The following is a 12,638-nucleotide window of genomic DNA, read 5'->3' as shown; positions in this document are numbered from 1 at the left end:
GCGCTTTAACCCGTTCGCCAGTTCGGCTGCCGTTTTTCGAAGAAGGCGGTAATGCCTTCCTTCGCCTCGTCGGTCTCCCAGGCATCCGCCAGCTGCTCGACGACGTGATCGATCATGCTATCGGTAACCGGCCTGCCAACGGAGCGCGTCAAGGCCTTGGCACGAGCGGCAGCCTGCGGTGACGCCGCTAGAAAATGGCGAACCTCCGCCTCCACGGCCTCGTCCAACGCCTCATCCGCCACGACCCGTGACAGAAGGCCCGTAGCATGTGCCTGCCAGGCATCGATGATCTTGCCGGAGAGGAAGAGCGGGCGGGCATTCGTCTCGCCGATCCGGGCGACGACATAGGGGCTGATCGTTGCGGGAATGATGCCGAGGCGTACTTCCGTCAAACCGAAGCGGGCTGTCGATGCCGCGATCACCATGTCGCAGACGCTGAGGATTCCGATGCCGCCGCCGAAGGCATTGCCGTGAACGCGGGCGATCAGCGGCTTGGGGAGCTCGTTCAACGTCTTGAACAACATGGCAAGCCGCCGCGCTTCCACCATGCGTCCGTCCCGCGTGGCGTCGAATTGGACACGCATCCAGCCGAGATCGCCGCCAGCGCAGAAGCTGGCACCTTCGCCGGTGAGCACGACGACACGCACCGCTTTGTCGTGGGCAAGCTCATTCGTTGCAGCCGTGAGATCATCGATCATCTCGGCCGACAGGGCATTGTGCTTTTCGGCGCGCGTCAGGGTCAAATAGGCAACGCCGCGCTCGTCTGTGGTGATGCGGATCGTTTGCGATATCATGCGGTACTCCTGAGGCTGCGGGCGAAGGCGGCGGCGGCCGCAAGCTTGTCCTTGTCCAGGCCGGTTTCGTATCCCTGCGCCTTCAGATAGTCGCAGACCGCCACCGTATCGACATTGCCCTTGGCACCAGGGGCGAAGGGGCAACCACCGAGGCCGCCGGCTGAAGCATCGAAGACGCGCAGGCCGCGCTCCAGGGCGACGGCGATATTCTCAAGCGCGCGTCCCGACGTATCGTGAAAATGCCCTGCCAGAACCGTGGCGGGCAATTCGCCCAGCACTGCGGCAAGCATCCCGTCGACAGCCTCAGGCGTACCTTTGCCGATCGTGTCGCCGAGGCTGATTTCATAGCAGCCAAGGGCACGAAGCTGCCAGGCAACGCTGACGACATTCTGCGGCGGTATGGCGCCCTCATAGGGGCATTCGACGACGCAACTGACATAGCCGCGCAATGGGACGCCACGATCCCGGCTGGCAGCGGCCACCGGCCGGAAGCGTTCAATGCTCTCGGCAATCGAGCAGTTGATGTTGCGCATGGAGAAGGTTTCGGAAGCGGACGCAAAGATCGCGACCTCATCGGCGCCGGCGGCGAGGGCGGCCTCGAAGCCCTGCATGTTGGGCGCCAGCGCTGCATAGCGGATGCCGGAACGCCGCTCTATGCCGGCCATGACATCGGCGGCATCGGCCAGTTGCGGCACCCATTTCGGACTGACGAAGCTCGTCACTTCAATGCGCTCGAAACCGCAATCAGAGAGCTGGTTTACCAGCTCGATCTTCCGCGCGGTATCAACCGGCTGCTTTTCATTCTGCAGCCCGTCGCGCGGCGCCATCTCGACGATAGTGACGTGGTTGGAGGGTTTGTCGATCATGCCGCATCCTCCGGTCGAAGCGACAGAAGCACGGCGCTTTCGCTGGTCTGATCCCCCTCGCCGACATGCAGGCTTTCGACGATGCCATCGCGAGCCGCCGTCAGCGTCAGTTCCATCTTCATGGCTTCCATGACGATCAGCGCCTGTCCCTTTGCCACCGGATCTCCCTCGCGCACGCGGACGATCTTGACGAGGCCTGGCATCGGCGCGATCACGCGATCGCCGCCGCTGGCCTCCTCCTCTCCTCCGTCGAGAAGATCGAGGCGATGGAAAAGATGCGTCTGCCCATCAAGGAACAAAGTCACACCGGACGATGTCTCGAAGACATCCAGTTGAGATTGACGGCCGTCGATCTCGACGTGGCGGGCAAAGCCCTCACCTGCGAGCAAGCGAACGAGAATGATGCGATCGTCAAAGGCGACGCTGAACAGCGACCGACCCTTTGCAGCCACGCGGCAAATCTGATGACCACCAGCAAAATGCAGCGTGACGGGACGGCTCGCCTCTCCCCAGAGCTGCCAAGGGCCGAGCGACAGCCACGGGTCATTGCCAGCGGCTTCTGCGAACCCACCCGCCTCGACAATAGCAGCTATCGCAAGAGCCGCATCGTCGGGCTGCCGCGCCGAGGTCAGCGCCTCGACGTCACGATCGATCAATCCGGTGTCCGGATGGCCGGCGGCGAAATCCGACTGACGGCTGAGGCGAATGAGGAAATCGAGGTTCGCCGTGGTCCCGGCGACCTGCATCTTCTCCAGGCCTCGCGTGAGCTTCGCCAGGGCGGCTGCCCGATCCGGCGCATGCACCGTCAGCTTGGCGATCAGCGGATCGTAATGCGGGGTGATGGTATCGCCCTCGCGAACGCCTGCATCGATGCGGACATCGCTTTCGGGAAAGCGTAAGCGCGAGAGCGTGCCGGTTGCCGGCAGGAAGCCGCGTGAAGGGTCTTCGGCGTAGATGCGCGCTTCGAAAGCCCAGCCGTTTATGGTGAGTTCATCCTGCGTTTTTGGCAAAGGCTCGCCGTTAGCGACCCGCAACTGCCACTCCACCAGATCGACGCCGGCGATCGCTTCGGTGACGGGGTGTTCGACCTGCAGGCGTGTATTCATTTCCATGAAGAAGAAGCGATCCGGCGACAGCCCATCGGAGACATCGGCGATGAATTCGACCGTGCCGGCGCCGCGATAATCGATGGCGCGGGCGGCGCGAACGGCCGCTTCGCCCATGGCGTTGCGCATCTCCTCTGTCATGCCGGGGGCCGGTGCCTCCTCGATCACCTTCTGGTGCCGGCGCTGCAGCGAGCAATCACGCTCGAAAAGATGCACGGCATTGCCATGACTGTCGCCGAAGACCTGGATCTCGATGTGGCGCGGTTTGGTCAGATATTTCTCGATCAGCACGGCATCGTCGCCGAAAGCGGATTTCGCCTCGCGCTTCGCCGCCTCCAGCGAAGCCTCGAAATCCTCCGGACGGTCGACGCGGCGCATGCCCTTGCCGCCGCCGCCTGCCCGCGCCTTGATGAGAACGGGAAAGCCGATTGCGGCCGTCTGATCGGCAAGGAAGCCGGCCTCCTGACCATCGCCATGATAGCCGGGCACGACAGGCACGCACGCCCGCTCCATCAGCGCCTTGGCCGCATCCTTAAGGCCCATGGCCCGGATCGAGGCCGGCGATGGGCCGATGAAGACGAGACCGGCAGCCTCGACCGCCTCGGCGAAATCGGCATTTTCCGAGAGAAAGCCGTAGCCTGGATGAATGGCCTCCGCTTGGGTGCGTTGAGCCGCCGCAATGATCTTCTCTTTCGAAAGATAACTTTCGTTCGCCGCCGCCGGGCCGATATGGACGGCCTCGTCGGCTAGCGCCACGTGCAGCGCATCCCGATCGGCGTCGGAATAGACGGCGACCGTGCGGATGCCGAGACGCCTCGCCGTGCGGATGACGCGGCAGGCGATTTCGCCGCGATTGGCGATCAGTATCTTCGAAAACATCGGTAGACCCTATTGCGCGGCAATGACTTCGACTTCGAGCAGCCAGGCCGTATCGAAAATACCAGCGATCACCACAGTCATGGCCGGCGCGAGCGAGCCGAGATATTCGCTGCGGATCTCGCGGTTCTCCATGGTGTGATGTCGATCCGCCAGAAAGGTGGTGACCTTGACGATATCTTCTTTCGTCATGCCGGCCGCCTTCAGCTGGGCGTCGATGTTGTGCCAGACTTGACGGGCCTGCGCCTTAAATCCCTCCGGCAAGGCATCATCGACATCGGTCGGTATCTGTCCGCTGATAAAAAGTAGTCGCTCGAAATTCTCGAGCTTCACGGCCTGGGCATAGCCGCCGCGGGGCTGCGGCGCATTCTTGGCATTGATGGCATCGCGTTTCATCTCCGTCTCCTCACATCCTGAACAGACCGAAGCGTGTATCTTCGATCGGTGCGTTGAGTGCTGCTGAAAGCGACAGAGCCAGCACGTCGCGGCTCTTGCGCGGATCGATGATGCCATCGTCCCAAAGGCGGGCCGAGGCGTAGAGCGGGTGGCTCTGGGTTTCGAACATCTTGAGCGTCGGCGCCTTGAAGGCGGCCTCTTCTTCCGGCGTCCAAGGCTTGCCGGCACGCGCCAGCGCCTCGCCGCGCACGGTGGCGAGCACGCCCGCCGCCTGCTCTCCGCCCATGACCGATATGCGGCTGTTGGGCCAGGTCCAGAGGAAACGCGGCGAATAGGCGCGGCCGGCCATGCCGTAATTGCCGGCGCCGAAGGAGCCGCCGATCAGCATGGTGATCTTCGGGACCTTGGTCGTGGCCACAGCCGTCACCAGCTTGGCGCCGTTCTTGGCGATCCCCTCGGTCTCATATTTGCGGCCGACCATGAAGCCGGTGATATTCTGCAGGAAGACGAGCGGGATCTTGCGCTGCGAGCAGAGCTCGACGAAATGCGCGCCCTTCAACGCCGATTCCGAGAAAAGAACACCGTTGTTGGCGATGATGCCGACTGGAATGCCGTGTATATGGGCAAAGCCGCAGACCAGCGTCGTGCCGTAGCGCGCCTTGAACTCATCGAGGCGGGAGCCGTCCACCATGCGGGCGATGACCTCACGCACATCATAGGGCGTGCGCAGATCCGAGGGGACGATGCCGAGAATTTCCTGGGGATCGTAGAGCGGTGCCTCGGGCGTACGAAGCTCGACGCTCTCGGGCTTGCGGCGATTGAGATTGGCGACCGCCTGGCGGGCAAGCGCAAGTGCATGAGCATCGTCGCGCGCCAGATGATCGGCAACACCGGAGAGGCGCGTGTGAACATCGCCGCCGCCGAGGTCTTCGGCCGAGACCACCTCCCCCGTCGCCGCCTTGACCAGCGGCGGACCGGCGAGAAAGATCGTCCCCTGCTTCTCGACGATGATGGTCTCGTCCGACATGGCCGGCACATAGGCCCCGCCGGCGGTGCAGGAGCCCATGACGACGGCGATCTGCGGAATGCCGGCGGCCGACATATTGGCCTGATTGTAGAAGATGCGGCCGAAGTGATCGCGGTCCGGAAACACCTCGTCCTGGTTCGGCAGGTTGGCGCCGCCGGAATCGACGAGATAGATGCAGGGGAGATTGTTTTCGGCGGCGATTTCCTGCGCGCGGAGATGCTTCTTCACCGTGATCGGATAGTAAGTGCCGCCTTTGACCGTGGCATCGTTGCAGACGATCATGCAATCGCGGCCGGAAACCCGGCCGATGCCGGCGATCAGGCCGGCACCCGGCGCGTCGCCGCTGTAGAGACCGTGCGCGGCAGTCATGCCGATTTCCAGAAACGGCGTGGAGGGATCGATCAAGCCGGCAACGCGATCGCGCGGCAGCATCTTGCCGCGGCTGACATGGCGCTCGCGCGCCTGCGCGCCGCCGCCTTCCGCCGCCTGCGACGCCGCAGCCTCGGCAATGCCGATCGCCTCCAACATGGCGGCGCGATTTTCCCGGAAGCGATCCGAATGCGTCGATATCTCTGATTTCAGGACGGTCATGCGCTTCACCGGTTGATGGGAATGGAATTTCGCAGTCAGGCCGTTTCGCCGAACAGCTCGCGGCCGATCAGCATGCGCCGGATTTCAGATGTGCCGGCACCGATCTCGTAGAGCTTGGCGTCGCGCAGCAGCCGTCCGGCGGGATAGTCATTGGTATAGCCATTGCCGCCGAGCGCCTGGATGCATTCGAGCGCCAGCGCCGTCGCCTTCTCGGCGGAATAGAGGATGCAGCCGGCTGCATCCTTGCGCGTCGTCTCGCCGCGATCGCAGGCGGCCGCCACCGCATAGACATAGGCACGCGCGGCATTCATGGTGACGTACATGTCGGCAAGCTTGCCCTGCATCAGCTGGAACTCGCCGATCGACTGGCCGAACTGCTTGCGCTCATGCATGTAGGGCAGCACTACGTCCATGCAGGCCGCCATGATGCCGACGGGGCCGCCGGAGAGGACGACGCGCTCGTAATCGAGACCCGACATCAGCACCCGCACCCCGCCATCCACCTGACCAAGAACATTCTCCTCCGGCACCTCGCAATCGAGGAAGATCAGCTCCGAAGTGTTCGAGCCGCGCATGCCGAGCTTGTCGAGCTTCTGGCCGACGGAGAAGCCGGGGAAGCCTTTCTCGACGAGGAAGGCGGTGATCCCGCGCGGGCCGGCATCCGGAGACGTCTTGGCGTAGACGACGAGAACATCGGCATCCGGACCGTTGGTGATCCACATCTTGCTGCCGTTCAGCACATAGCGGTGGCCGCGTTTCTCCGCTTGCAGCTTCATGGAGACGACATCGGAGCCCGCGCCCGGTTCCGACATGGCGAGAGCCCCCACATGCTCGCCCGAAATCAGCTTCGGCAGATAGCGCTCCTTCTGCGCGGTCGTGCCGTTGCGGTAGATCTGGTTGACGCAGAGATTGGAATGGGCGCCATAGCTTAGGCCGACGGAGGCGGAAGCGCGGCTGATTTCCTCCATCGCCACCGTATGGGCGAGATAGCCGAGGCCAGCCCCGCCATAGGCCTCATCGACGGTAATCCCCAGCAGGCCAAGGTCACCCATTTCCCGCCACAGATGCATCGGAAAATTGTTGTTGCGATCGATTTCGTCGGCAAACGGTGCGATACGGTTGGCAGCGAAACGGCGCACCTGCTCGCGCAATGCGTCGATGTCCTCTCCCAGCGCGAAGTTCAATCCCCCTGCAAACATCCGGCTTCTCCTCCCGATATTCCCGAACGCGCGATCCTTACGAACCTATACCTCTTTATGCCTGCTTCAAGTTTCGGCCGGCGCCATCATGCGGCGTCGGCAGGCATGGGCTGTTTGCCCAGCTTCTCCACAGGCGCCTCATAGGCCTTCAGCTTGTCAGCAATTCTCACCATGATCTTGCGGGCGGCCTCCTCCTTGACCGGTCCGAAGCCTCTTATCTCATCAAACAGCGAGAGGATGGCAAGGGCCTCGACCTCGTTGTCATGGTGCAGCCCGGCAAGTACCCGCTCGGCAACCCCTTCATAATCAGCGATCAGGCGACGCTCCAGCCGGCGTTCCGCCATATAGCCGAAGGGGTCGAAGGGCGTGCCGCGCAGGCGCTTCATCGGCGCAAGGACGCGGAGCAATGGCAGGATCCACGCGCCGAACTCGCGCTTCTTCGGCCGGCCGTTCGGATCCTTGCCGCCAAGGATGGGCGGCGCGAGATTGAGGGCCAGCTTGAAGTCGCCTTCCATCTCCTCGCGCAGATGCGCATCCAAGGCGGGGTCGGTCAGAAGACGCGCGACTTCGTATTCATCCTTGTAGGCGAGAACGCGTGCATAGGTGACGGCAACGGCAAAAGGCACCTTATCCGAAAGCCGCTCTCTTGCAGCGAGAGCATTGGCATGGGCCACAAAGGCGGCATAGCGTTCCGCAAGCGCCGCATTCTGATAGGCGGTCAGATGCGCCTTGCGGTGCTTGATGAGTTCATCGAGGCTCATCTCCGCCAGCGTCTTGCCAGTTTGGGGTTCCGCCATCATGGCATGTACGGCCTGCGGGTCATGCGCCAGAAGCCGCCCCCACTGGAAGGCGGAAAGGCTCGCCTTGACGGCGACACCGTTGAGCTCAATCGCCTTTTCGATCGCTTCCAAGGAGAGAGGCAGAAGGCCGCGCTGCCAGGCAAAGCCGGTCAGCAGGATATTGGTCGACATGGCATCGCCGGTCACCTCCGTCGCGACGTGGCCGAAGTCGAGGAAGACGGACTTGTCGCTGACGGTCTTGCCGATCGTATGCTGGATCGAACCGGTCTTGAAATCGAAATCGCGGTTGCGCACGAAATCGGCGACCGGCATCAGCCCGGTGTTGACGATGGCCGTGGTGCGCGTCGGCGAGCAGAGCGTGATCGCATCCTTGGAGGCACCCACCACCTCGTCCGCTGCGAACAGCAGATCCGCGCCGCCATTGACGATACGCGAGGAGGTGACGTCGGCCTGATTGTGGCCGATGCGCAGGTGGCTCATAACCGCGCCGCCCTTCTGGGCAAGGCCTGCCATGTCGAGGATCATCGGCACCTTGCCATCCAGATGCGCGGCCATGCCGAGGATCGCGCCGATGGTCAGGATGCCGGTGCCGCCGACGCCGGCAATCGCGATATTCCAGGGCCGATCGCCGATGACGGGGATTTCGGGCATCGGCACATCGACTTCGGCATGGTCAAGCGCTTTGCGCTTGCGGCGCTTGCCGCCATGAACCGTCACGAAGGAGGGGCAGAAGCCTTTGACGCAGGAGAAATCCTTGTTGCAGCTCGACTGATTGATCTGGCGCTTGCGACCGAACTCCGTTTCCAGCGGCTCGACCGAGATGCAGTTGGACTGCACCGAGCAATCGCCGCAGCCCTCGCAGACGGCCGGGTTGATGAAGACACGCTTGGCCGGGTCTTCCATCAGCCCGCGGCTGCGGCGACGGCGCTTCTCCGCGGCGCACGTCTGAACGTAGACGATCGCCGAACAACCTTCGGTTTCGCGCAGCGTCAACATCACCTGATCGATATGGTCGCGGTGCAGCACCTTGACACCGGGCGCGAGCTCTGAGGCGCGATAGGCATCGGGATTATCAGATAGCAGGTAGATCGGCTTGACGCCTTCGTCATGCAGCTGCTTCGTGACCAGTTGTGGCGTCAGGTAGCCGTCGATCGGCTGGCCGCCGGTCATGGCGACGGCATCGTTGTAAAGCAGCTTGTAGGTGACGTTGACCTTGGAGGCGACGGACTGGCGGATGGCGAGAATGCCGGAGTGAAAATAGGTGCCGTCACCGAGATTGACGAACATATGCTTTTCGTCGGTATACCGGGCGATCGCCGTCCATGGCACGCCTTCGCCGCCCATCTGGGTGAAAGTCTCGGTGTTGCGGTCCATCCAGGTGACCATGTAGTGGCAGCCGATGCCGGCAATGGCGCGACTGCCTTCGGGAACGCGGGTGGACGTATTGTGCGGACAGCCGGAGCAGAAGAAGGGTGTGCGGTTCAGCGGCGCCACATGGCTGCGGCTGATCTGGCCGCGCTCGGCGAGATAGGCAAGCTTGGCGGCGATGCGGTCATGCAGGCCCTGATCGAGATCGAGCTTGACGATACGCCCCGCAATCGCTCTGGCGACGGCGCCGACAGTCAATGCCGCCGAGAGGCTGAGATAGGGCTTATCGTGTTCGTCGAACTTGCCGATGATTCGCGGACGGACATCGGCGCGCCAGTTGAAGAGCTGCTGCTTGATCTGGTTCTCGATGATCTCGCGTCGCTCCTCGACGACGAGAACCTCGTCCAGCCCTTCGGAGAAATGCCTGACAGCCTCGGGCTCCAGCGGCCAGGGCATGCGCACCTTCAGGATACGCAGGCCGATCGCGGCCATTTCCTGTGGGCCGATCTCCAGCTCGCGCAGTGCCTGCAGCACATCCTCATAGGCCTTGCCGGACGAGATGATGCCGAGGCGGGCGTTCGGTACATTGTGCGTGATTTCGTCGACGCGATTGGCACGGGCAAAGGCGATGGCCGCATAGGCCTTGTAGGTCTGCAGACGATCGTCCTGGACCAAGGGTGGATCGGGCCAGCGCAGATTGAGGCCACCGGGCGGCATTTCGAAATCGGTCGGCAGGACGAATTGCCGCCTCTCGCCCGAGAGATCGACAGCCGCCGTCGTCTCGATGGTGTCGGCGATGAACTTCATGCCGACCCAGCAGCCGGAATAGCGCGACATGGCGATGCCGAGGAGGCCGTATTCGAGGAATTCGTGGATGGATGAGGGATAGATGACCGGGATGACTGCAGACATGAAATCATGGTCGGTCTGATGCGGCATGGTGGAGGATTTGGCGGAATGATCGTCGCCGGCAATACAGAGGACGCCGCCATATTTGGAGGTGCCAGCCGCATTGCCGTGCTTCAGCACATCGCCGGAGCGGTCGACGCCCGGGCCCTTGCCATACCAGATACCGAGCACGCCGTCCTTGCGGGCACCGGGGGAAAGGCCGACCTGCTGCGAGCCCCATACGGCCGTCGCAGCCAGATCCTCGTTGATCCCGGGCTGGAAGGTGACGTCATGGGCGTCAAGGTAGGTTTTGGCTTTCAGAAGCTGCTGGTCGTAACCGCCGAGCGGCGAACCGCGATAACCTGAAATGAAGGCCGCCGTATTGAGGCCGGCGGCGCGGTCGCGGCGCATCTGCGTCATGGGCAGCCGCACCAGCGTCTGCAGGCCGGTCATGAAAACGCGGCCTTCCTCTGCTGTGTATTTGTCGTCTAGCGATACACTGGTCGCAAGCATCTGCTCTCCTCCCGAGATCGCAGTCACCAATTGCGCTTTCTTCTCGCCGGAAACCTCCTACCGCTTCCAACGAAAATCATTGCAGAAGTCTAACATGCACTCGCGCTAATTTCCGAACGAAGGCGGGGCGTCGGCCGCATGATTTGTAAAGAATTTGGGCTGCTGACAGATATTTTCGTGCTTCAGCGCGTCGCGTGCGGGCATCCATCACGAGCTTTCATCGGAGATATTAGCCGCAAGGGGTTTTATGCATGCGACTCACCCCCTAAGGTCGCGCCGACTCGAATCTGGGAGACGCATATGCTGACGATCTACGGTGTCTATCGCTCGCGCGCTTCGCGCAACTATTGGATGGCTCACGAGCTCGGCATCGAGTTCAAATCCGTGCCGGTCATCCAGGCCGGACGGCTGCCCAACCCGCTTGCCGCCGACGCGCCGATCAATACGATGTCGCCGGAGTTTCTGGCGGTCAATCCGATGGGTATGATCCCCTGCATCAAGGACGGCGATCTCATGATGCATGAGTCGCTTGCCATCAATCTCTACCTCGCGCGCAAATATGGCGGCCCGCTCGCCGGCAAGACGGTCGAGGAAGAAGGGCTGCTGGGGATGTGGACGATGTGGGCGGCAACCGAAGTGGAGCCCTACAGTGTCGCGCTCGTGCGCATCTATGACAATGCCCAGGAAAACAGCGAGGCCGGCAAGGCCGGGATCGCCGTTGCCTGCCGCTCGCTGAAGAAGCCGCTCGACGTGCTGGAAAAGCATCTGCAAAGTCAGGATTATCTCGTCGGCAATCGCTTCACAGCCGCTGACTTGAACCTCGCGGAAGTGATGCGCTATGCCCAGACAGAACAGGAATTGTTCGACGCGCGTCCGAAGATGAAGGCCTGGATCGAGCGCTGCCAGGCACGTGATGCCTACAAGGCCATGCAGGCGACCCGCGGTCACGAGCCGGTCTGATAGATCCTATCGGAAGAGACGCATGCTCTCTTCCATCTCCTCGCGAATCCAGGCCTTAAAGGCGGTCACCTTCTTCGGCTCCCGCACGCCGGGGGCGGTGACGAAATAATGGCCGAAGCCCGTCTTTACGCGGATGCCGAAGGGATCGACGAGGCATTTCTGCTGCAGAGCATAGCCAGCCAGCGTCTGCCAGGCGAGCATTACCCCCTGCCCTGCTATGGCGGCATCCAGACAGAGCGATGCATCATTGAAGATGTGCCGCTCTTCCATGCAATGGCCCGATAGTCCCGCCTTGCGCAGCCACACCTCCCAGCCGAACATCGCGTGTCCGTCGATGACGGCGGGGACTTTCAAGAGATCGGCGGGCTCCCGGAGCGTGGCGGCGATCTGCGGCGTGACGACCGGGAACACCTCCTGAGCTAGTAGCAGCTCGGACTTGACGCCGGGCCATTGCCCGCTGCCGACCCGGATGCCGATATCGACATCCGATGTCGCGGGATTGATCAGGCGCGTGGTGGCATCGATGCGTAGACGGATATCCGGGTGGCGGCTGGCGAAGCGGTCCAGCCGATAGACCAGCCAGCGGGCCGCAAAGACCGGCGCGACCGAAATCGTAAGGATATTCTCATCCTCGTGCTGCGCAAGCGCGACTGCGGCCGTAAGCGCTTGGAAGCCCTCGTTAAGCCTCGTCATTATCGCCAGCCCCGACGCCATGGCCATCATGCCTTTTGGAGTTCGCTCGAACAGTGGTCGTCCGAGCTGGGCCTCCGCCTTGATGACCTGCTGACTGACCGCACCGACCGTTACACCGAGTTCGTCGGCGGCCGCCTGCAGCGAGCCCAGCCGGCCAACAGCTTCAACGGCGCGCAAGCCATTCAGATGAACGTTGTTTAGGTTTCTCATTATAGAATATCTATATAAGCATCCCATCATTCTCAATTGCGTAGAGCGGGAAAATGCGCGATATTGCAGCATTAAATTGAAAATCGCCGCCACTTCGCCGGCTGATGTCCCTGTGGTTGCATCGATGCGGAGATCCAAGGAGGCAATCACATGTCGATCTTGAAGCTTTTCTTCAATCATCTGTTGGAGGAGGATCGCGAACAGGAAGGCGATCCGCTGCAGCATCCGATGCTTGCGAGCATGTCGCTGGAAGAACTGGCCGACCTGCCGCTTATGCCGGAAAATCTCGGGCGTCCGCTGGACAAGCGGTATGTTCAGCCGGAAGAATGCGCCTGACGGAGACCTGCTCTA

General features: G+C 62.3%; 10 protein-coding genes. 2 read left to right on the top strand and 8 right to left on the bottom strand.

Annotated features, from left to right (window positions below; translation table 11 throughout):
• Positions 1-5 precede the first annotated feature (5 nt).
• The 7 genes from RTCIAT899_RS05035 to RTCIAT899_RS05005 form a co-directional block, all read right to left on the bottom strand.
• Entirely contained in the window at positions 6-794 is a 789-nt protein-coding gene (locus RTCIAT899_RS05035) for a crotonase/enoyl-CoA hydratase family protein (protein WP_015339149.1), read from the bottom strand.
• Positions 791-1,660 (bottom strand): hydroxymethylglutaryl-CoA lyase, encoded by an 870-nt coding sequence (locus RTCIAT899_RS05030; RefSeq protein ID WP_015339148.1) that lies wholly within the window; start codon positions 1,658-1,660, stop codon positions 791-793. Before RTCIAT899_RS05030 ends, RTCIAT899_RS05035 begins: the two co-directional genes overlap by 4 nt.
• Complete coding sequence (locus RTCIAT899_RS05025; RefSeq protein ID WP_015339147.1) at positions 1,657-3,645, bottom strand: acetyl/propionyl/methylcrotonyl-CoA carboxylase subunit alpha; 1,989 nt, start codon at positions 3,643-3,645, stop codon at positions 1,657-1,659. The genes RTCIAT899_RS05030 and RTCIAT899_RS05025 overlap by 4 nt, the downstream gene beginning before the upstream one ends.
• 9 nt (positions 3,646-3,654) lie before the next feature.
• Positions 3,655-4,038 carry a RidA family protein gene (locus RTCIAT899_RS05020; RefSeq protein WP_015339146.1) on the bottom strand — a complete coding sequence of 128 codons (384 nt, stop codon included), beginning with the start codon at positions 4,036-4,038 and terminating at the stop codon, positions 3,655-3,657.
• Positions 4,039-4,048: 10 nt separating this feature from the next.
• Complete coding sequence (locus tag RTCIAT899_RS05015; RefSeq protein WP_041677284.1) at positions 4,049-5,656, bottom strand: carboxyl transferase domain-containing protein; 1,608 nt, start codon at positions 5,654-5,656, stop codon at positions 4,049-4,051.
• Between the two features lie 35 nt (positions 5,657-5,691).
• Entirely contained in the window at positions 5,692-6,855 is a 1,164-nt protein-coding gene (locus tag RTCIAT899_RS05010) for an isovaleryl-CoA dehydrogenase (RefSeq protein WP_015339144.1), read from the bottom strand.
• An 86-nt stretch (positions 6,856-6,941) separates the two neighbouring features.
• Positions 6,942-10,424: an indolepyruvate ferredoxin oxidoreductase family protein gene (locus RTCIAT899_RS05005; RefSeq protein WP_015339143.1), complete on the bottom strand. Its 3,483-nt coding sequence runs from the start codon at positions 10,422-10,424 to the stop codon at positions 6,942-6,944.
• A 300-nt stretch (positions 10,425-10,724) separates the two neighbouring features.
• On the opposite strand from RTCIAT899_RS05005, the gene RTCIAT899_RS05000 reads away from it, so the two are divergent.
• A complete protein-coding gene (locus RTCIAT899_RS05000) occupies positions 10,725-11,384 on the top strand; it encodes a glutathione S-transferase family protein (RefSeq protein ID WP_015339142.1) in 660 nt (219 codons plus the stop codon).
• A gap of 6 nt (positions 11,385-11,390) precedes the next feature.
• Here RTCIAT899_RS05000 and RTCIAT899_RS04995 read toward each other — a convergent pair whose 3' ends face one another.
• Positions 11,391-12,287 (bottom strand): LysR substrate-binding domain-containing protein, encoded by an 897-nt coding sequence (locus RTCIAT899_RS04995; RefSeq protein ID WP_041677282.1) that lies wholly within the window; start codon positions 12,285-12,287, stop codon positions 11,391-11,393.
• A gap of 150 nt (positions 12,288-12,437) precedes the next feature.
• Between RTCIAT899_RS04995 and RTCIAT899_RS04990 the strand changes: the two genes are divergently transcribed.
• Positions 12,438-12,623 carry a hypothetical protein gene (locus RTCIAT899_RS04990; protein ID WP_015339140.1) on the top strand — a complete coding sequence of 62 codons (186 nt, stop codon included), beginning with the start codon at positions 12,438-12,440 and terminating at the stop codon, positions 12,621-12,623.
• Positions 12,624-12,638: the final 15 nt, after the last annotated feature.

The organism is Rhizobium tropici CIAT 899 (genome assembly GCF_000330885.1).
Classification (GTDB): domain Bacteria; phylum Pseudomonadota; class Alphaproteobacteria; order Rhizobiales; family Rhizobiaceae; genus Rhizobium; species Rhizobium tropici.
The sequence above is the reverse complement of the archived record's forward strand: the minus strand, read 5'-3'. Positions and strand labels throughout refer to the sequence as shown.